Below are 19825 nucleotides of genomic sequence, written 5' to 3'. Positions count from 1 at the left end.
GCCGCGGCGCGCAGGGCCGCGGCGCGCAGGGCCGCGGCGTCCCGGGACGGACGTGCCCGCGGGACCGGCGGCACGCGACGTGCGGACGCCACACGGTCCCGTCGGCGCGGCCCGATCGACTACCCGCGGGCCGGCCGACGTGGTCTCCGGCGGTGGCTGCCGTCGTGGAAGCTGGTGTCGGGCACCTTCCTGCTGTTCGTCGCCGGTCTGCTGGGCCTGTTCGGTTACGCCTACGCGACGACGACCATCCCGGGTGCGAACCCCGACACCCAGGCGCAGAGCAACACCTTCTACTGGTCGGACGGCTCGGTGATGACCACTCAGGGGGCGACCAACCGGCAGAACGTCGACCTCGCCCAGGTGCCGAAGCTGGTGCAATGGGACTTCCTCGCCGCGGAGAACGCCACCTTCTACTCCGATCCGGGCATCGATACGCAGGGCATGCTCCGAGCCGTCTACCACATGGCCACGGGCGGTGAGGTGCAGTCGGGATCCACCATCACCCAGCAGTTCGTGAAGAACACCTACCTCAGTCAGGACCAGTCGGTCACCCGCAAGCTCAGAGAGATCATGATCTCCCTGAAGATCGGCGGGCAGATGTCCAAGCAGCAGATCCTGCAGGGCTACCTCAACACCTGTTACTACGGCCGGGACGCCTACGGCATCGAGGCCGCGGCCCGCACCTACTACCACGTGCACGCCTCCCAGCTGACGGTCAGCCAGGGGGCCTTCATCGCCGCGACGGTCAACGAGCCGAGCCTGCTGATGCACGCGGACACCGACCCGCGGGCCAAGGCCCAGGCCAAGGCGCGCTGGACGTACGTACTGGACCGCATGGCCAAGATCCACAAGATCACCGCCGCCCAGGAACAGCAGTACCTGGCGGCGGGGTTCCCCACGCCCAAGCCGTACACGCCGTCGGCGGGAATGGCCGGGCAGACCGGTTACCTGGTGCAGACCGCGGAGAAGTACGTCGAGGCCCACACTTCCCTCACGGACCAGCAGCTGGGCCACGGCGGCTACCAGATCTACACCACCTTCGACAAGAAGAGGGTCAGCGCCCTGTCGGCGTCCGTCAACGCGATGGAGCGCAGGCACCTCGACCCGCGGCACCGCCCGGCCGACAAGGACGTCCAGGTCGGCGCGGCGTCGATCGATCCGTCCACCGGCGCGATCGTCGCCCTGTACGGAGGCCGCGGCTGGAACAAGGGGCACTGGACGGACAACGCGGACGCAACCGGAGTGCCGGTCGGCTCCACCTTCAAACCCGTCGACCTGGCCGCCGCCCTCGACCACGGCGCCGTCCTCTCGCCCGGGCAGCCGGCCGCACCGGTCACGCCCGATTCGAAGTTCGACGGCGACGACGGCATCACCATCAGGAACCGGCAGGGCCAGGAACTACCGGACTCCAAGGACCCCACGGGGCTCCTGCACCAGCGCAACGACGTGCCCACCAAGTGGGGTTACATCACCCTGCGCAAGGCGATGGAGCAGTCGGTCAACACCCCCTACGTCCAGCTCGGCGAATACGTCGGCTACGACAAGGTGGAGGGCGAGGCCCTGAGCGCGGGACTCCTGCGCACAAGCCTGCAGTACGACACCCCGGGCTTCTACATCGGTACCTCCACACCGTCGGCCATCCGGATGGCCGACGCGTACGCCACCTTCGACGACGGCGGGATCCAGCACGAGCCGTACTCGGTCACCAAGGTCGTCGCCGACGGCCGGCAGCTGCCCGGATTCGACAAGCCCAAGGGCATCACAGCCATGCCCGCCTCGACCGCCGACACCGTCACCGACGTCCTGCGAGGCGTCGTCGAACACGGCACCGGTACCAACGCCCGGGCGCTGGGGCGCCCGGCGGCCGGCAAGACGGGTACGACCGACGACTACAGGTCCGCCTGGTTCATCGGCTACACCCCGCAGCTGACCACGGCCGTGAGCATGTTCAAGGAGGACCCGAAGAACGCCGGCCTCCGGTCGATGCAGGGTGTCGGCGGCTACGCCAAGGTCTTCGGAGCCGACATGCCCACCGAGGTATGGACCGGCTACATGACAGCCGCCCTACGGGGACAACCCGTCGAGCAGTTCCCGCCCGCACCACAACTGGGCCAGAGCACGGACGAGTACGGCGCGCCCTCGCCCACCCCCTCCGCCACCGCGACCCAGAGCACACCCCAGGCGACCCCGACCGCGTCGGCCACGCCGACGACCCCCACCACCATCACACCGTGCCGCGGACACGGGCACGGGCAGCACTGTGTCAGTCCGAGTCCGACGGACACCACCGGAACCACTGCCGGTACCGGCGGCGGCCTCCTCGGTGGCACCTCCGGCGGCAGCACCTCACCCTCACCCACACCGACGACCAGTACGCAGGCGCCGACAAGCGTCCGCGGTGGTCCTTGAGTCGTCTCTTCTGCTCGCGGAGCGTCCGCCGCGGACAGGCCGTCACCCGGCGGACCAGCCGCCGCATGCGCAGCCGCACGACGCGGGCGGCCGTCGACCGGCACGGTCCGTCACCGTCGTGCGGCGGCGAGCTCACCGGCGGGGCAGGCCGGGAACGCCGTGTTCGCGCAGGGGGCCGACCCGCCAGCCGCGTTCCTGGCAGGTGTCGAGGACGCGGGGCAGAGCGGCGAGGGTGGTGTGCCAGGAGCCGGTGGCGGAGGTGCAGTCGGAGTCGTGGAGCAGGATGGTGCCGCCACCGCGCAGGTCCGTCAGGACGGTGTGCTCGACGGACCGAGGGGTGGCCCGCCTGCGCCAGTCCTCGCCCCAGCAGGTCCACAGCACCGGGGTCAGGCCGAGGCGTCGGCAAACCAGATGCGCGGCGCCGCTCATCACGCCGTACGGCGGCCGGAAGAGTACGGGTGGGCTGCCGGTGACGTCGGCCACGGCGTCGCGGGCGCGGGCGAGGTCGTCGTAAGCGGCGCGCGGGCCTCGGAGCAGCAGCGGGCGGTGGTGCCAGCCGTGGACGGCGATCTCGTGCCCGGCCGCGGCCATCTCCTTGGCCAGCCCCGGTGAGCGGGCCAGCATCGAGCCGAGCAGGAAGAAGGTGGCCCGCAGCCCGCGTGCGTCGAGGAAGTCGAGGAAGCGCGGGGTGGACAGGTGGTCGGGACCGTCGTCGAAGGTGAGCGCGACGTGATCCGGCCGGCCTCGGCCGGCCAGGCGAGGCATGGCCGCGTTGCGCAGCGGCCCGAACGTGGAGATCACGGGTGCCGTGTGCAACGCCGCGAGCGCGGGCACCACCGCGGCCGAGGCGAGGGCCGTAGCGCGGGCGAGCCGGGCCGGGGTCATCGTCCGTCTCCGTCCAGGTAGTGGGCGACGGCGGTGAAGCGGGCGGGCGTCTCGTTGTAGGCGTGGGCCAGCGGGGCGGCGACGCCCAGGCAGGCCGTGGCCGCCACGGTGACGGCCGTCAAGGCGATCCGTCGTCGGCCGGAGAAGTGCCTCACCGCAGACCGCGCGTCCGGCGTGGGCTGCTGCCCGATTCTGGCGGCGATGGCGGTCACCGGTCCGGGAGTCAGGCGGTGCAGGTCGAGTCCCACGGCGCGCTGGGCCCGACCGCGCGGTCCGTGGAGGAGTTCGGCCAGCACCGGGCCGAGGTCCGCCGGGTCGCGGATCCAGGTCGCCAGACCCGCCTCTTCCAGGGCGTCCGCGTTGGTCCGGCCGTGACCGGGGATACAGCGGTAGCTGGCCACCGGCAGCCCGACGGCGAATGCCTCCAGCGAGGTCAGTCCACCCGCGTTCTGCACCAGGACGTCGCAGGCGTGCATCAGCCCGGGCATGTCGTCCACCCAGCCGAAAGCGTGCTCGATGCCGTCCCGGCGCAACTGCTCCACGAGGTCCTCGTTGCGCCCGCACACCACCACGGGCACCGCCACCCCGGTCTCCTGTATCTCGGCGGCGGCCCGTCGCACCGGCCCGACCCCCCACGACCCGGCGACCAGCAGGGCCAGGGGCGCGTGCGCGGGCAGGGCGAACCGCTCGCGGGCGGCAGTCCGTTGACCGGCGGTGGCGGGGGTGAAGCGTGCGTCGGTGACCGGACCGACGACAGTGGTGGCGGCCGCGCCCTGTACATGGGCTCGGGCCGCCGGCACCGGGTGCACGGCCAGGTGGGCGTCGATGCCAGGGGCTACCCATAGGGAGTGGACGGAGAAGTCGGTGAGGTAGGTGAAGGCCGGCACCGTCAGCTTGCCGCGCCGGCGCAGCGCGCCGAGGACCTGGCCGGCGCCGGGGTAGGTCGAGACGACCGCGCGGGTGTCCGGCGCGAGCGCCCGCAGCGTGCGTCGCTCGGCCGCGCGGAACAGCGCCCGCCATACCGCGCCGGGGCGTGCGGCCCGGTCGGTGGCCGCGTACAGGCGTTGATAGCCGTCCGGTATCCAGGTCAGCATGCGGTGGTAGGTACCGCACAGCAGCCGGCCCGCACCGGTGGGCAGCAGGTCGAGGAAGTCGTGCCGGTCCACCACGAACCCGTGCTCGGTCAGCCGCTCGGCCAGCCCCGCGGCCGCACCGTCGTGTCCCGCGCCGACACCGGCCGAGATGATCGCGATCCGCCCGGCGCCGCCCTGCGGCGGTGCGGCGGACGGCGAGGGCGCCGGCTCCGGCGCCAGGTCGTCACAGTGGACCATGGTCGATCATCCTCCTGATGGGCTACGGGGTACGCCGGGCATGCCCCGGCCCACACGGCACTGCGGGCAGGCCGAGGCCGCAGTGCGCGGGCCAGGGCCACGATTCGACCGCCGGGTGCCAAGAGGCGAAGTTACTACATGATGTAGAACTTAGGGAACGGTCGCCGCGGGACGGGAAGTCCGGCGGCGACCCAGGCTCGTCCCGTTCGCCACCACATGCCCCCCGATCGGCATTGCCGGGCGCAACCCGACCTTGGCCGCACCGCCCGGCGGTGGCCCCTCGAACTTCAAATCTACAAGTTGTAGTAGATTCGCTACGCGTCACTCTGGAGTCGTCGCCATGTCACCCGAACGTCACCTCACAGGCGCGAGGCGGCCGGTGGCACAGCTCGAACCCCATGGCAGCTCGCTCATCCCGTGAGCACTCGACGCACTCACACGGACGGAAGGACTTCTCCCTATGGCCGCGGCCGCCACCGCGCAACTCGCCCTCGACGGATCCGGCATCGACGGCTCGTTCTTCACCTCGGTCACCGACTTCGCCCGTGACACCAAGTGGCTCAACACACCCATGGAGGTGTGGACCGACCTAGGTCTCGGGGTCTTCGCGATCCTCATGATCGCGGGCTGGTGGACCGCACGGCGCCGTGGCCCGCAGGCGATGACCCTCGCGCTCGCCGCGCCGGTCGCCGTCCTGACCGCCTTCGCCGCCGCCGAGGTCGTCAAGAGGTTCGTCGCGGAGGTGCGGCCCTGCCGGTCGATGGCCCACGCCTATCTCGTCGACACCTGCCCGGCGCCTTCGGACTACGCCTTCCCCAGCGGGCACGCCACCGTCGCCGCCGCGAGCGTGGCCGCGCTGTTCCTGCTCGACCGCCGGCTGAGCGCCGTCGCTGCTGTGTTCGCCGTACTGGAGGGCTTCAGCCGGGTCTACGTCGGCGCCCACTACCCCCATGACGTCCTCGGCTCCGCCGCCCTCGCCCTCCCCGTCGCCTACCTCGTCAGCTCGGCACTGCGCCGCTGGGCCGCCCCGCTGGTCGGCTCCCTGAGCCATGGGTCGCTGCGCCCGTTGGTGACGACCGAGCCCACCGCCACCGCGCAGCCGGCGAGGCAAGCCGCTTCGGCCGGGGATCCGCTGTGACCGCCTGTCCGAGAGCGCGGCCTGACATCTCCTTGCGGCGTGCCGGAACACCGGACAGCCGCCGACCCACCGGGTGATCGTGGTCGATGGCCGGCCGGTGCGGACGGTCCAGTGTCACAAGCCCGCCGTGACTCGGTTCCACGACATCCTCAGTGCTTGAACCAGCCCTTGGACCGCTCTTTCGCCCCGCGCATCCTGCCCCGCGCTTCCAGGGCGGCGCCCTTCGCCGCGAGGGTGTCCTTGTGCACCGCGTGGGCCGCCTTCCGTACGGCTCTTCCGGCAACCTGTTCGGCCTTTGCCTTGGCCTTCTCTCCAGCACTCATCTCAGGACCTCCGTGCTCACTGGCCGGGTGCCGGTGAGGCAGGGGTGAGAACTCGGACAGGTGGTGTCCCTGGGCCCCACCACCTCCGGGCCCGGGCAGCAGGTGCCGTGAGCCCGTATGCACAGCTCATGCTCCGAATATCGCATATACGACATACGTGACAACATGGCAAGTGGGATATCTGATGCGAGAGGAGTGCATCGTGATCGCCAAGCTGCTCGGCAAGCTGTCCTTCACCCGGCACTACGGTGCGTACGGGGAAAACGAATGGAACGCGTACGCCGGCGACGACTGAGTCCGACCGCACTGCCGACGGGCGCTCCCGGGTGCCCGCCGGCGCACAGCTACGCAGCCGACGACGTCGACCTGTACTCCTACGAGAGTCAGGGACGGTCTCATGGGCCGAACACATGAGCCACCGCGGTTGCCCGAGGGCGGCTTCGCCGCTTGGAGCCGCGACCGGCTGGCAGTAGCGCGCCGTGGCGCTGACGAGTGCGGGGACGTCTGGCAGCTGGAGCCGGGTGTGTACGTAGCCGCGACGGCCGAGCCGTGCGAAGCAGTGCTGCGTCGCGCGCAGGACTTCCCCAAGGCACCCTCTCCTCTCTTCCCGCCCTTGAAGCGGTCGAACGGAGCACCGACGCCCGAGGAGCGTGCGCACGCTCACGCCGCCCGCATGAGGGGACTACGCGCGCAGGCGGTTGCGGCCCGGACCGGTGAGATCGCGACCGGGGTCGCTCGATTCGCCGATTGCTGGCCCACGGGCCAGGACGTCGAGATCCTGCCTCCGGTCCGGCGCACCCTGGCGGAGGTCGGCGTGCGCTACCTCTTCTCCGAAGACGCTCCCACCCTCCTGCCCTTCGCCTCACGGCTCTTCCTGGCCCGGGAGGTGCTCGTACGTCCCTCGCGCTGGGTGTGGCCGCGCTGGGTCCCGACACCGGCACGGCGGTTCCGCACCCGGCAGCAAGTCGCCTTCACCGACGCGCTGCGGCCCATCGTCCGCCGGCGCCGTTCATCGGGCCGGCTCGGTGACGACGTGCTGGGGCAGATGCTCCGGCCCTCCTCCCGTCACGGGCCACTGCCGGACGAGGCCGTCCTCGACACCCTCCCCGGAATCACCGTGGCCACCTTCGAGACGCCCTCCCGGGCAGCTGGATGGATCCTGCTGCAGCTGGCCCGGCACCCTCGGGCAGCGGACCGCGTCGCGGCCGAAGCCGCCTTGCTGCCCGCCGACCCGGCCGCGACGACCAGCACCCACCTCGACAGCCTGCACTACACCCAGGCAGTGGTACGCGAGGTGCTCCGACTGCACCCCCCGAGCTGGCTGCTGACCCGGCACGTCAGGCGGCGAACTCAGCTCGCCGGCTACACCATCGACGCCGGGTCCACCGTTCTCGTCTGCCCCTACACGGCCCACCGCGACGCACGGGAACACCCGGAGCCGGATCGGTTCCAGCCCGAGCGCTGGCTCGACGACACGGGCTCGCCGGCGGAACCCGGGGCCTTCCTCTCCTTCGGTACCGGGCCGCATGGCTGCGAGGGAGTCGCGCTGGCCATGGCGATGCTCACGCTCCTGACCGCGCAGACCGCCCGCCGTCACCACTTGAGCGAGCCGCCCGGCCCAGAGCCCGGCTACCAGGTCACCACCTTCGAAGGTCTCGCGACTGTCGGCTTGCGCCTGCGTGCGACCTCGCGCAGCTGAGGACGGTCCTGCCTTCGGTGACAGGCCGCCTCCGGTCCGCGAACGGCGAACTCGACGAAGTGCGAATGCCGTTGCGCACGCTCTTGTGGGATGACCGGCTCATGGTGCGCTCAACCCGTGCCGCTGGTCGAACTCGCCGGCGAGCATGCCCAGCATGACGAGGTCGTGGTGCCGGCCGTCGAAGAAGACGTGTTCCCGCAAGCGCCCCTCCTCCGTGAAGCCCAGCCCACGGGTAAGTGCCAGCGACGCCTCGTTGTGGGCCAAGACCGCGCCCAGGCATTTGTGATAGCGCCGCTCGGCAAACATGAAGCGCAGCATGAGCATCAAGGATTCCGTCGCGTAGCCCCTGCGCCGGTGGTCGGCGCCGATCGTGACATCGAACTCGAACCAGCCTGAACGCGGGCCCGTGCGATGTGAGCCGATCGTCCCCACCGCCTCTCCCGTGGCCGTCGTCTCGACGACCAACCGGAAACGATCGTCATCGCACGTGGCAACGGATCGCTCCTTCGCCCAGGCACGGTGACTCTCGGCGGACCGCGGCAGGTCCAACCGACTTCCTCGCCGTCCGTCCTCGTCGGCGAAGCGCATGAACGCTGTCCAGTCATCGGGCTCGACAGCGCGCAGGCGCACCCGTCTACCAGTCCAGGACGATGCCATGCCTCATTCGATCACGCTGCGGTCCACGCGGGTCCGGGAGGCACGCCGAGGCGGATGCCGTCCGCCCGAGCCTGATTCCCGGGCTCCGTCGCGCACCGGCGCCGGGCGGGTCAGAGGTGTCGCTCTCCGTGTTCCGGACGATCGGGGCCGGCGCAGCGGCCGTGCGGTGCGTGCCCAGGGTCGTCGTCGGGGTTGGTCGTCGCGGCGGTGGTGGTGCCGGCGTGTGCCGTGCACAGTGCCCACTGCGCGCTGTCCAGCATCCGGTCGCTGTCCGAGGCGGCGTTGGCCAGGCTCGCGCAGCACAGCGCCAGCAGCAGACCGCCCGCCAGCAAGGGCAGGCTCCGACGGGCGGGCGGCGGGGCCAGCAGGGCCCGTACCCGCTGGGGCACCACCCCGCCGGTCGCGGCCAGCGCGGCGGGACGGGACGCACCGGCGGATGCCAGCGCGGCGCGGCCCACGGCGCGCGCGACGACCGTACGGTCACCGACCCGCTCGGCGGCCTCCTCGTCGGCCCAGCGCTCCAGGACGAAGTCGCCCGCGACGGCCACCGGCCGCAACAACGGGTTCAGAGCGGCCGTGAGCCGCCACACGCTCTGGAAGACGTGGTGACGCCCGCGCAGATGCGCCCGCTCGTGGGCGAGCAACGCCTCGCGCTCGGCGTCACCGAGGCGGCGCAGCATCCCCCGGGAGACGACGATCCGGCCCGGTGCCCCAGGCAGTGCGAAGGCCACCGGGAGGTCGTCGTCAAGGACGGCCAGCTCCGTGTGCCCGGGCAGTTCCGCGCACTCCCGCCGGGCCCGGAGCAGGTGGCGGCCCTGCCGGACGGCGGCCACGACGAGGGAGACGACGCTGACCGCGAGCACCAGGGTGCTGACGGCCGCGACCACGGCATAGACGGGGTCATGGGAGCGCAGCGCGGACACGGACCAGCGGCCCTCCTCGGCGATCTCCGGGATCTGCGCCACTCTGGTGAAAGCCAGCAGGGCGAGTGATCCCGCCCAGGCTGCCGCCGTCACCACCGCGGCACAGGCCAGCGCCAGCGCGGCCGGGCGCGGGGGCATCCGGCGCGCCACGGGGGGCGCGAGCACGGCGACTGTCGCCGTGACGAGGAATGGGATGTAGACGCTGATCAGCACCGGCTCACCGCGTCCCGGGCGAGCGTCGGTCGTCGGGGAGGACGTCGTCGTGCCCGGTGAGCAGCTGGTGCAGCAACTGCTCGTCCTGTTCGGACAGTTCCGAGACGAAGCGGGCCAGCACCGCCTGGCGGTCGGAGCCGCCCTCCAGCAGGGAGTGCATGCGCTGGGCGGTGTGCGACGCCTCGTCGCGGACCGGTTCGTAGGCATAGCCGCGGCCCTCGCGGTGCCGTGTGAGCATGCCCTTGTCGTACAGGCGGGACATGATGGTCAGTACGGTCGTGTAGGCGAGGTCGCCGAGCAGCCGTCCCCGGACGTCCCGCGCGGTCAGCGGCCCGTCGGCCGCCCAGAGCGCGGCGAGCACGTCGTTCTCCAGTTCGCCGCGCGCCCGCCTGCCGGGTGCCTCGTGGGCTTCCTCGTCTCCCTGGCCCGCCACGTCGCCGTCCGCCTTCCTTCGCCGTCGTTGCGTACAGGCTACCCGCCCGTCTCCTACTTGTCGTAGGACATGGTCTCGCGCGCGACCGCCAGTGCACTGAGCAGGGAGAATGGAGAACCCTCGCGAGAGTACCTAGGGTCCGCCTGTGGCTTTCATCGTGGTGTGTGAGGATGACGCAGCCGTCCGTGACGTCCTCAAGCGTGCACTCGAGCACGACGGCCATACGATCGCGGTCGCTGCCACTGCGGGCGGTCTGCTGCGGCAGCTCGAGCCGGTCCCTCACCTGGTCGTCCTGGATCTGGGGCTCCCGGACGCCGACGGCCGCGACGTCTGCCTGGCGCTGCGGGCACGTGGCGTCGACGCCCCGGTGCTGATGCTCACCGCTCTGGACGGCATGCATCACAAGGTGGGCGGCTTCGAGGCGGGAGCCGACGACTACATGACGAAACCGTTCGACATCCCGGAGTTGCTGGTGAGGGTCCGCGCCCTGCTGCGCAGAACGACCGCGACAAGTCCACCGAGGGGCGTCGTCCTCGATCCGGCGAAACATGTCGTGATCTACGGTGCGAGGAGCGAGAGCCTGACGCCGACCGAGTTTCGGTTGCTGGGCAGACTCATGGCCTCGCAGGGTGACGCGGTACGCCGCCACGCCCTCGTCGCCGCCGGTTGGCCGCATGGCGCGCAGGTCAGCGACAACACTCTTGACTCCTTCGTGCGCCGGCTCCGGACCAAACTCGGTGTGCTGGGCGTGGCCGATCGCCTGGCGACGGTCCGTGGGGTGGGCTATCGATGGGAGTGACGGGCTTCCGTGGCAGGGTCGTCGCGCTTGCGGTCCTGATCGCGAGCGCGGTGGTCGCAGTGCTGGTGGTGGTCTCACACGTGTTGCTGAGCCAGGTGACCGACGCCGACGCGAACGCTCTGGCGCGTACACGTGCGGAGGCGGTGGCGGCGAACGTGGCCGTACGCGGTGGTCACGTCGTGCTGATCGAGAACGGCAACGAGGCGCTGGACACGGTCTCGTGGGTGTATGCCGACGGGCACCTTGTCGACGGGATCGTGCCCGGCGGCGTCCTCGACCGAGTGCACGCGCTCGTCGGCTCCGGGCAGTCCCGGACCACCACGGTCGGCGGTTCCCTTCTGTATGCCCGGCCGATCCGGCTCGAAGGCCACCACGTCATGGCGGTCGTGAGGGTGGACCTGACGCCGTACGAGACGTCGGAGCAGCGCAGCCTGACGATGTCGCTCGTGCTGGGGGGCGTCTCGATCCTGCTCGCGGGCGTCGTCGCGCACCTCGTGGTGGGTCGTGCGTTGCGGGTGGTCCACGAAATGGCCGCTCTCGCCGACGACTGGGGCGATCACGAACCCGGGCGCCGATTCGACCTCGGCGTTCCTCGCGATGAGTTCGGGGAGCTCGGGCGAACTCTCGATCGCCTGCTCGACCGCGTGGACAACGCTCTCGCGGACGAGCGCCGGCTCACCGATGAGATCGCCCACGAATTGCGGACGCCCCTGACGGCCCTGCGGGGCGAGGCGCAGTTGGCGCAGCTTTCCGGCCGTCATCTGGCACCGGAGTCCGTTCTGACCGAGGTCGACCGTCTGAACACGGCGATCACGACGATTCTGAGTACCGCCCGGACACGGACCGACGGCGGTACCCGTTGCGATCTCGCGGCGGCGGCGCGACAGGCGATCGCTGGTCGCTCCGTCGAACTCGCCATCCCGACGGACGTCGACGTCGCCGTGGCGCCCGAGTTCGTCGTGGCCGTGTTGTCACCCCTGCTGGAGAACGGCCTGCGGCACGCGAGGTCGCGGGTCTGGGTCACGGCGCGCGTCCAGCCCCAAGGGGTCGTGATCGAGGTCCTCGACGACGGCCCGGGATTCGATCCGGCGGAGGTCGACCGGGTCTTCGAAGCGGGCGTGACCGGCGGCCACGGGCACGGGTTGGGGCTGGCCGTGGTGAAGCGCCTCGCCGCGTCCGCGGGAGTGGCGGTCCGTGCGATCGCGGATGGTCACGGTCGCGTCGAGGTGACCTTCCCCGCGCCGGAGGCGATCGCGTAGTCAGGTTGTGTGCAGGTCGGCGGAGCCAACCTCGTCGCATGACGACGACGAGCGAAGCCCGCACGCAACGCAGCGGGCGGCTGATGCTGAACAAGGTTCCCGAGGTCACCATCTGGTTCTGGGTGATCAAGATCCTGTGCACGACCGTCGGTGAGAGTTTCGCCGACTGGATCAACATGAAGCTGGGCGTCGGCCTGGTGAACACGGCATGGATCTTCACCGCGGTGTTCGTGGTGACGCTGGGCGTCCAGCTGCGGCTGAAGCGGTACGTCCCGTTCCCGTACTGGCTGACCGTGGTCGTCGTCAGTGTCACGGGCACGCTGTACACCGACATCCTGACCGACCAGCTCGACGTGCCGCTGTGGATCAGCTCCACGGTGTTCTCGGTCCTGCTCGCCGTGGTCTTCGGCGTGTGGTGGCTGCGCGAGCGCACCCTCTCGATCCACTCGGTCACGACGCTGCCGCGTGAGTCGTTCTACTGGCTCGCCGTGCTCGTCACCTTCGCGCTCGGCACCGCGACCGGCGACTGGACCCTCGAGCTCACCGGCTGGAGCCCGGGAGTCTCGGTCCTGCTGCCGCTCGGCCTCATCGCGGCGATCACGCTGCTGTGGAAGTCCGGCGCGAACCCCGTGCTGTCCTTCTGGCTCGCCTACATCCTGACCCGCCCGCTGGGCGCCAACATCGGCGACTGGCTCGCCTCCCCGAAGGCCGCGCCGCCGGGCGAGCCGACCGGCCTCGCGATGGGCACCTTCACCACCAGCCTGATCTTCCTCGGCCTGATCCTGGCGACCGTCGTCTATCTGACGGTGACGCGCTCCGACGTGACCACGGCCTACGACGCCACGCACACCCCGCAGATCACCGGCAACCCGCGCAGGGAGCGCATCGCGCTGGCAGGCTTCGGCCTCCTCGCCGTCGCCACCGCGGGCCTGCTGGCCTGGGCTCACAGCCGGCCGCACGTCGGCCCGGCGCCGGAGACCGACGCCACCTCCACCGTCCATCTCGCCCCCGGACAGGCCGTGAAGAAGTTCCCGCCCGCGAAGGTCAACGCACTGAAGGCACTCGCCTCGACCTCGCTCAAGGACGCACGGTCGGGGAACGCGACCGGGGCCCACGCGGCCGCCCAGTCGCTGCGCGACCTCTGGGATGCCGACCAGGCCTCGTTGCAGCCGCTGGACAACACCGGCTGGACGTTCATCGACGCCCAGATGGACCAGGTCCTGAAGACCTTCGGTATCGACCACCCGAACCCGCCGATGTCGCCGTCCCGGCAGGAGGCCGAACTGGGCACCCTCCTCACGGACATGCGCTGACGGACCTGATCGGCGGCGCCCTCTCCTCAGGCCGCCGCCGATCACGGTGCTGGACGGCCGTGGCCAGGAGGTGTCATGGCACGATGCCGCGCGGCCGGCGGACGGTGGGCGGCGGCCGGCGGCCGGTGGGCGACGGGCGGTGGGCGGCGGACGCCGGATGGCGGTTGCGGCCAGGATGCGTTCAGGTAGTCCGTGGCACGTCCGGGTCGGGCCTCATGGCACACGAGATGACGGAGACGGCGGCGGCCTCACCGGCCGACGCCGCGGCGTCCTCGGGCCGCCGGTTTCGCTCCCGGCACCGCCGCCGGTGACCTGGTCTCCGAGCGGATGGACTTCGGCCACTGGCTGTCCGCGGTGGTCTTCGGCGAGGAGAGGCCTCGGCGCCGCGGTCCGTACGAGGGGGCGCCGGGCCTGCACGCGTCCTGAACGGTGAGACCGAGGGTGCGGTGGAGCGTAGTACCGCGGTACGACCCCGCGGACGTGGATCGGTCCGCGGTACCACCGGATCGGCGTGTTTCGCCTCCTAGCGTGGTGGGTGAGGCGTCGAGGGCGACAGACGGACGCCGGTTCCGACAGGAAGAGACGCGCATGATCGACGCACAGCAGCTGACCAAGCGGTACGGGGAGAAGACGGCCGTCGACGGGCTGGACTTCGCCGTGCAGCCGGGCACGGTGACGGGCTTCCTGGGGCCCAACGGCGCGGGCAAGTCCACGACCATGCGCATGATCGTCGGGCTCGACGCCCCGACCAGCGGCTCCGTCACGGTGAACGGAAGCCGCTACGCCGGCCACCGGGCGCCGCTGCAGGAGGTGGGGGCGCTTCTGGAGGCGAAGTCGATCCATCCGGGCCGCTCGGCCTACAACCATCTGCTGGCGCTCGCGCTGACGCACGGGATTCCGCGGCGCCGGGTCGACGAGGTCGTCGACATGGCGGGGCTGGGCAGTGTGGCGAAGAAGCGGGCCGGCGCCTTCTCCCTCGGCATGGGGCAGCGGCTCGGTATCGCGGCGGCCCTGCTGGGCGACCCGCAGACGGTGATGCTGGACGAGCCGGTCAACGGGCTCGACCCGGAGGGCGTGCTCTGGATCCGCAACCTGCTGAAGGCGCTCGCCGACGAGGGACGGACCGTGTTCGTGTCGTCTCACCTGATGAGTGAGATGGCGCTGGTCGCGGACCATCTCATCATCGTGGGGCGCGGGCGGCTGCTGGCCGACACCACCGTGGGGGACCTGGTCCGGGAGGCGGGCGGCGACACGGTGCAGGTGGGCACCCAGGAGCCGGCACGGCTGCGGGAGGTCCTGGCCGCCCCGGGGGTCGAGATCACGGGCCGGCCCGGCTCCGAGGAGCTTCAGGTGACCGGGGTGAGTGCCCGGGAGATAGGTCTGAAGGCGGCCGAGCACGGGATCGCGCTGTTCGAACTGACGGCGCGGACCGTGTCGTTGGAGGAGGCGTTCATGGAGCTGACCAGGAATGCCGTGGAGTACCACGGCTCCGCGACCGTCGAGACCGCCGAGACCGTCGGGAGGACCGCATGAGCACGCTCACCGCGACCGTCGAGACGCCCCAGGCCGCCCCGGCCCGCCCCGCCTACCGAGTGACGGGACGGCGTGTGCTGGCCTCGGAGTGGGCCAAGCTGTGGTCGCTGCGCTCGACCTGGATCACCCTGAGCCTCGGCCTGCTCTTCCTCGTCGCCTTCGGACTGATCGCCGCGAACCACTACAGGTCCGGCATCGGCTCTCCGCACCGGGACCGGGACTTCGCCACCGCGACGGCCGTCAGCCTGTCCCTCTTCGGTACCAACTTCGCCCAGCTGGCCCTCGGCGTGCTCGGGGTGCTGGTCACGGCGGGGGAGTACTCCACCGGCATGATTCGCTCGACGCTCGCGGCCGTGCCGCGCCGACTGCCGGTGCTGTGGTCGAAGGCGGCCGTGTTCGGGCTGGTCGCGCTGGTCGTCGGCACCCTCGGCGCGTTCGTCGCCTTCGGGTTCGGCAGCGGTATCGTCTCCGGCACCCCCGCCGCGATGAGTGTGACGCACGCGGGAGTCGTTCGCAGCCTGCTGGGCGCGGGCCTCTACCTCGGTCTGGTCGGCGTGATCGGCACCGCCCTGGGTGCGCTGCTGCGGTCGGTGGCCGGCGGGATCTCGGTGCTGGTCGCCTCCCTGATGCTGGTCCCCGGGCTGATCTCCCTGCTGCCCAGCTCCTGGCAGGACAACATCAGCCCCTACCTGCCGAGCAACGCCGGCGAGTCGATGTTCGCCCTGACCCACGACTCGACCACGCTGTCGCCGGGCGCCGGACTGCTGGTCTTCCTCGGCTGGACGGTGCTCGCGCTGGCGGGGGCGGCGTACCGGCTGGTGCGCAGCGACGTCTGACGGCCCGCACCATGGGCAGGTGACCACCTTGACGACGACCACCTCCGCCGGGGACACCGGCGGAACAGGACCGCTGGCCGCCCGGCTCGCCCGGGCCGGCCAGCGGCTGCGGCAGGCGGACCGCGCCCATCCGTGGGTGCTTGACACCGCGGTGGCGGCGCTGGTCTTCCTCATGTTCTGCCTGCCGGACCTGCTGCACCACGGCGGCCCGGGGGACAGGGACGGCGACGGCCGGCGCAGGTTCCGGTTCGTCTTCACCCAGCTTCCCCTGGCCGCCGTGCTGGCCCTGCAGGCCGGTCTGGTGCTGCCGCTGCTCTGGCGGCGGCGCCGGCCCATGACGGCCTTCGTCGCCATCGCCGTCGTCTTCGTCCTGCAGTGGTCGCTGGGCGCCGCGCTGCGTGCGGACATCGCCCTGTTCGTCGCCCTGTACAGCCTGGCCCTGCACGGGCAGCTGCGGCGGCTGCCGTGGGCCGGCGCGGTGATGGCGGCGGGGATGGTGCTGGTCGCGGTACGCGTGTCGCCGGCCGTGTCCGTCTGGGACGCCCTGTTCTTCCTGCTGAGCACGGCCACCGCGGCCCTGGCGGTCGGTCTGACGGTGCGCACCCGGCGGGCGCAGCTCGCGGGGCTGCGGGAGCGGGCGGCGCGGCTGGAGACGGAACGCGACCAGCGCATCAGACTCGCGACCGCCACGGAACGCGCCCGGGTGGCCCGCGAGATGCACGACATCGTCGGCCACAACCTGTCCGTCATCATCACTCTCGCCGACGCCGGCGCGTACGCCACCGACACCGCTCCCGAACGTGGCAAGGAGGCCCTGCAGCTCATCGGCGACACCGGCCGGACGGCCCTCGGCGAGCTGCGCCGGGTGCTCGGCGTCCTGCGCGAGGCGTCGGACGGCGCCCGCCGGACACCCGAACTCAGCCCCCAGCCCGGCCTCGCGGACATCGAGACGCTGTGCGACGGCGTACGCACCGCAGGACTGGAGATCGTCTACCGGACCGTCGGCGAGGTGGACGCCCTGGACCGGGGCGTGCAGCTCACGGTCTACCGCATCGTCCAGGAAGCCCTGACCAACACCCTGAAGCACGCCGGCGCCGGCACCCGGGTCGACCTCTCGGTCGTCGTGGAGGACGAACGGCTCGTCATCCGGATCCGCGACAACGGGCCGGCCGGACACCACGGACCATGGAACGAGGAAGGACACGGACTGGTGGGTATGCACGAACGCGCGGCGCTGTACGGAGGGACCGTGAGTGCCGGACCCGCGGCCGACGGGGGATGGGCCGTGGAAGCCGCCCTCGACCTGACACCTCAGGCAGGTAGCCGGTGACCACGGTGCTCGTCGTCGACGACCAGCAACTCCAGCGGTACGGCTTCCGGGTGCTGCTCGACTCCATTCCCGAGACGCAGGTGATCGGCGAGGCGGCGAACGGCACCGAGGCCGTCCGCAGGACGGCCGAACTGCGCCCCGACGTCGTCCTGATGGATGTACGCATGCCCGGCATGGACGGCATCGAGGCCACCCGCCGGATCACCGAGGCCGGGGGGCGTTCCCGTGTGCTCGTGCTGACCACCTTCGACGTCGACGAGTATGTGCACGCCGCCCTGCGGGCCGGGGCCAGCGGCTTCCTCCTCAAGGACGCGCGCCCTGAGGAGCTCCTCGCCGGGATCCGTGCGGTCGCCGGCGGCGACGCGGTGATCGCGCCGGCCCTCACCCGCCGCATCCTGGACGAGTACGCCCGGCACGTGCCCGTCACGAGGGGTGACCCGGGCGAGGACCCGCGACTGGCCGCCCTCACCGAACGCGAGCGCGAGATCCTCGTCGCCATCGGCAAGGGCTGGACCAACGGCGAGATCGCCGCCCGCTTCGTCGTGACCGAGTCCACCGTGAAGACGCACGTCGGCCGCGTCCTGGCCAAGATCGGTGCCCGCGACCGCGTCCAGGCCGTGATCTTCGCCTACGACCAGGGGATCGCCCGCCCCGGTGCCGGCTGACGGAAGCCGGAGGCGAGGCTGCCCGCTTCGACGCGTCACAGCGGCGACGACCGCCGTCATGGCGAGCTCGTCCCCGACGGCTCGCGTTGTCCGGGCGACCCCACGTCGGCCGCCGCCCGCGGTGCCGACGCTTCACAAGAAGCGCGGAGGCGCCTTCTCACCCGCCTCACCCTGCAAACCGTAGTACGGATGTCCTCCTACGAGCTGTAGGAGGATCCGAGTCCGTTTGGCGTGCGAGGACGAGAGGTGCGACACGGCCGACGGCTCGAACGCCACGACGACCGATGCCCCACGCCCGGCCGCCCATCGCAGACCATATGGACGCGGCGCTCGTGGGGCGAGCCCCGGCTCGCAGCGGTCGCGACCGCCTTCATGTTCGCCCAGCTCCTCCTCGTACGGCCGGATCCCGGGCTCGGCCGGGACGAAACGGTCTACGTCAGCCAGGCCGGCGATCACGTTCCCGCCGCCTACTTCAGCGCGCCCCGCTCCCTCGGCATCTCGCTCCTCGTCGCGCCGATCGCCTCGTGCTCCGACTCCACCGCCCTGCTCCGGATCTAACTGGCCCTCTTCTCCAGTCACCACGCCCCTCACCCTCCACCATGCGGTGGACCTCCATGGCGGCGCCTCCGCCGCATGGGGGAAGCGGGGTATGCGCCGGTCTGATGCCTGCGCAACGCGGATCCAGAAGGCTGATCCCATGTCGATCAGCGAGACGAGCGCAACTGTGTCGAGGACGATGGGAGGTCATCTGTGACGATCTGGCTCATGTCGTTCCCGGCCTTCGTCTGTCTGCTGGCCTTGTTCGCCCTGACGGAGAGCGCATGGCGCTGGTTCACGGGACTGGGCTTGATCCCGTGGCTGCAAAGGCGCACGGGGCCCTCGTTGTCGAACATCGCCTTCGATGAATTCACGGCGGTGGTGAACGGAAACAAGACGGTGGAACTGGAGCAGCGGCGGGTGGAGCTGCTGCGGCGGGACGACGAGAGCGACGGCGCACCGCCCCGCTCCAGCATTGACCTGACCAAGGGCACCGCGTTCATCGTGTTGCCGCAGGAGGCGGACGGCCCGAGTGCTGGCGGCCTCAAGGGCCAGCGGTGAGTCGCGAACCGAGGAGCACAGATGCAGAACCGTCCACGCTGTGGGGGCGTATCGCGTGCTTGTGGGCGGTCGCGTTCGCAGGGTTGCATTTCTACTGGGCAGTCGGCGGTGATGTGGGGCTGAGCATTTCCGCCGGTCCGCTGGCCACCGAACGTCCGCTGTGGTTCGTCGTAGCCGGTTTGTGGGGTGTGGGTGCGCTTTGTCTTCTCGGCGCCTTACTGGCATGGCTGCTTGCCCGGCCCGGGCTCCGGGGTGTTCCCGCCCTGCTGGCAAGGTGGCTGGGATGGGCCGTCAGCGCCCTCTTGCTGGTCCGGGGCATCGGTATCGAGGTGCTGCTGCTGACCGATACGACGCACCTGGACACCTCGGTGAGCGAGGAGCAGCGGGCCTGGACCCTGGCCCTGTGGAATCCCTGGTTTGTCGCCGGAGGGCTCGCCTTCGGCCTCGCCGCCCTTCGGTCCCGCAGGCATACGTGTGTGCTGCTGAGATCGACGGCCGCCGGATCAACAGCAGCAGCGAGGACGACCGATCCGCAGGTTACGAACAGGCGCCGCAGGGAGTGTCGTTGTTGCGCAGGCTGTCAGTGGTGTCGTTGAGCTGGTAGGAGCGCAGGTCCCAGCTGGTTCCGCCCTCACGTCCGACGCAGACGTGCCAGCCGAAGTAGTTGTCCTTCTGTCAGGCCCGGGCGGTGCGGCTCGCCGTAGACGCGGAAGTCTCAGGCCCTCCCTCTGTCCAGGCGGAACGGTTCGCCATTCCGCTCAGGGGAGACGTTCATTCAGACGCGTGAGGGGCAGGGCTGGGGGAACCCTGCATGGCGGCACGCAGCACTTGCATATGCCCCTGACCTGCTGAAAGAAACGCACATTTTATGTGCTTGTGAGCGTGATGTAAGGGCATGCGATGGCCAGGAGGTTGATAACAATGGTTCCCCTGCTTCTGGTTCTTCTGCTGGCTCTGATCCTCTTCGGTGCGGGTTTCGCG

The 19825-nt window shown here is 70.9% G+C and carries 18 protein-coding genes and 2 pseudogenes; 14 read left to right on the top strand and 6 right to left on the bottom strand.

Annotation, left to right across the window (positions count from 1 at the left end):
- Nucleotides 1-174: 174 nt before the first annotated feature.
- Nucleotides 175-2409, top strand: coding sequence for a transglycosylase domain-containing protein (locus GT045_RS29850; RefSeq protein ID WP_345942795.1), 2235 nt, complete (start codon nucleotides 175-177; stop codon nucleotides 2407-2409).
- Between the two features lie 132 nt (nucleotides 2410-2541).
- On the opposite strand, the gene GT045_RS29845 is transcribed toward GT045_RS29850, so the two are convergent.
- Together GT045_RS29845 and GT045_RS29840 are read right to left on the bottom strand one after the other, a co-directional pair.
- Nucleotides 2542-3294, bottom strand: a complete 753-nt coding sequence (locus tag GT045_RS29845; RefSeq protein WP_161336075.1) for a polysaccharide deacetylase family protein — start codon at nucleotides 3292-3294, stop codon at nucleotides 2542-2544.
- Nucleotides 3291-4625, bottom strand: coding sequence for a glycosyltransferase (locus tag GT045_RS29840; RefSeq protein ID WP_161336074.1), 1335 nt, complete (start codon nucleotides 4623-4625; stop codon nucleotides 3291-3293). The genes GT045_RS29845 and GT045_RS29840 overlap by 4 nt, the downstream gene beginning before the upstream one ends.
- Before the next feature lie 460 nt (nucleotides 4626-5085).
- On the opposite strand from GT045_RS29840, the gene GT045_RS29835 reads away from it, so the two are divergent.
- Nucleotides 5086-5763: a phosphatase PAP2 family protein gene (locus tag GT045_RS29835; RefSeq protein WP_161336073.1), complete on the top strand. Its 678-nt coding sequence runs from the start codon at nucleotides 5086-5088 to the stop codon at nucleotides 5761-5763.
- 149 nt (nucleotides 5764-5912) lie between these two features.
- Here the strand turns inward: GT045_RS29835 and GT045_RS39165 are convergent, their stop codons facing one another.
- Nucleotides 5913-6086, bottom strand: a complete 174-nt coding sequence (locus GT045_RS39165; RefSeq protein ID WP_202529147.1) for a hypothetical protein — start codon at nucleotides 6084-6086, stop codon at nucleotides 5913-5915.
- Between the two features lie 157 nt (nucleotides 6087-6243).
- On the opposite strand from GT045_RS39165, the gene GT045_RS39160 reads away from it, so the two are divergent.
- Complete coding sequence (locus tag GT045_RS39160) at nucleotides 6244-6381, top strand: hypothetical protein (RefSeq protein ID WP_202529150.1); 138 nt, start codon at nucleotides 6244-6246, stop codon at nucleotides 6379-6381.
- A gap of 378 nt (nucleotides 6382-6759) precedes the next feature.
- Nucleotides 6760-7785: a cytochrome P450 gene (locus GT045_RS29830; protein WP_237538974.1), complete on the top strand. Its 1026-nt coding sequence runs from the start codon at nucleotides 6760-6762 to the stop codon at nucleotides 7783-7785.
- A 99-nt stretch (nucleotides 7786-7884) separates the two neighbouring features.
- Here GT045_RS29830 and GT045_RS29825 read toward each other — a convergent pair whose 3' ends face one another.
- The 3 genes from GT045_RS29825 to GT045_RS29815 all read right to left on the bottom strand — a co-directional run bounded on the left by GT045_RS29825 (nucleotide 7885) and on the right by GT045_RS29815 (nucleotide 10011).
- Nucleotides 7885-8442: a GNAT family protein gene (locus tag GT045_RS29825; RefSeq protein ID WP_161287366.1), complete on the bottom strand. Its 558-nt coding sequence runs from the start codon at nucleotides 8440-8442 to the stop codon at nucleotides 7885-7887.
- A gap of 110 nt (nucleotides 8443-8552) precedes the next feature.
- Complete coding sequence (locus GT045_RS29820) at nucleotides 8553-9578, bottom strand: M56 family metallopeptidase (RefSeq protein ID WP_161336072.1); 1026 nt, start codon at nucleotides 9576-9578, stop codon at nucleotides 8553-8555.
- A gap of 4 nt (nucleotides 9579-9582) precedes the next feature.
- Nucleotides 9583-10011, bottom strand: a complete 429-nt coding sequence (locus GT045_RS29815) for a BlaI/MecI/CopY family transcriptional regulator (RefSeq protein WP_161336071.1) — start codon at nucleotides 10009-10011, stop codon at nucleotides 9583-9585.
- Between the two features lie 145 nt (nucleotides 10012-10156).
- On the opposite strand from GT045_RS29815, the gene GT045_RS29810 reads away from it, so the two are divergent.
- The 10 genes and pseudogenes from GT045_RS29810 to GT045_RS40100 form a co-directional block, all read left to right on the top strand.
- The gene (locus GT045_RS29810) at nucleotides 10157-10810 is read left to right on the top strand and encodes a response regulator transcription factor (protein WP_161336070.1); all 654 of its coding nucleotides are present in this window, start codon (nucleotides 10157-10159) and stop codon (nucleotides 10808-10810) included.
- Nucleotides 10801-12069 (top strand): HAMP domain-containing sensor histidine kinase, encoded by a 1269-nt coding sequence (locus GT045_RS29805; RefSeq protein ID WP_161336069.1) that lies wholly within the window; start codon nucleotides 10801-10803, stop codon nucleotides 12067-12069. The genes GT045_RS29810 and GT045_RS29805 overlap by 10 nt, the downstream gene beginning before the upstream one ends.
- A gap of 38 nt (nucleotides 12070-12107) precedes the next feature.
- Complete coding sequence (locus tag GT045_RS29800; RefSeq protein ID WP_161336068.1) at nucleotides 12108-13382, top strand: hypothetical protein; 1275 nt, start codon at nucleotides 12108-12110, stop codon at nucleotides 13380-13382.
- 588 nt (nucleotides 13383-13970) lie between these two features.
- Nucleotides 13971-14915, top strand: a complete 945-nt coding sequence (locus tag GT045_RS29795; protein ID WP_161336067.1) for an ATP-binding cassette domain-containing protein — start codon at nucleotides 13971-13973, stop codon at nucleotides 14913-14915.
- Entirely contained in the window at nucleotides 14912-15751 is an 840-nt protein-coding gene (locus tag GT045_RS29790; RefSeq protein WP_161336066.1) for an ABC transporter permease, read from the top strand. The genes GT045_RS29795 and GT045_RS29790 overlap by 4 nt, the downstream gene beginning before the upstream one ends.
- A gap of 28 nt (nucleotides 15752-15779) precedes the next feature.
- A complete protein-coding gene (locus tag GT045_RS29785) occupies nucleotides 15780-17081 on the top strand; it encodes a sensor histidine kinase (RefSeq protein WP_161336076.1) in 1302 nt (433 codons plus the stop codon).
- Nucleotides 17078-17746: a response regulator transcription factor gene (locus tag GT045_RS29780; protein ID WP_161294545.1), complete on the top strand. Its 669-nt coding sequence runs from the start codon at nucleotides 17078-17080 to the stop codon at nucleotides 17744-17746. The genes GT045_RS29785 and GT045_RS29780 overlap by 4 nt, the downstream gene beginning before the upstream one ends.
- Nucleotides 17747-18118: 372 nt before the next feature.
- Nucleotides 18119-18301 (top strand): annotated as a pseudogene (locus tag GT045_RS29775) (hypothetical protein); the annotation flags it as partial.
- Nucleotides 18302-18496: 195 nt separating this feature from the next.
- The gene (locus GT045_RS29770; protein WP_161336065.1) at nucleotides 18497-18844 is read left to right on the top strand and encodes a DUF6191 domain-containing protein; all 348 of its coding nucleotides are present in this window, start codon (nucleotides 18497-18499) and stop codon (nucleotides 18842-18844) included.
- A 900-nt stretch (nucleotides 18845-19744) separates the two neighbouring features.
- A pseudogene (locus GT045_RS40100) lies at nucleotides 19745-19825 on the top strand (hydrophobic protein); the annotation flags it as partial.

The organism is Streptomyces sp. SID486 (assembly GCF_009865385.1).
In the GTDB taxonomy this organism is placed as follows: domain Bacteria; phylum Actinomycetota; class Actinomycetes; order Streptomycetales; family Streptomycetaceae; genus Streptomyces.
The sequence above is the reverse complement of the archived record's forward strand: the minus strand, read 5'-3'. Positions and strand labels throughout refer to the sequence as shown.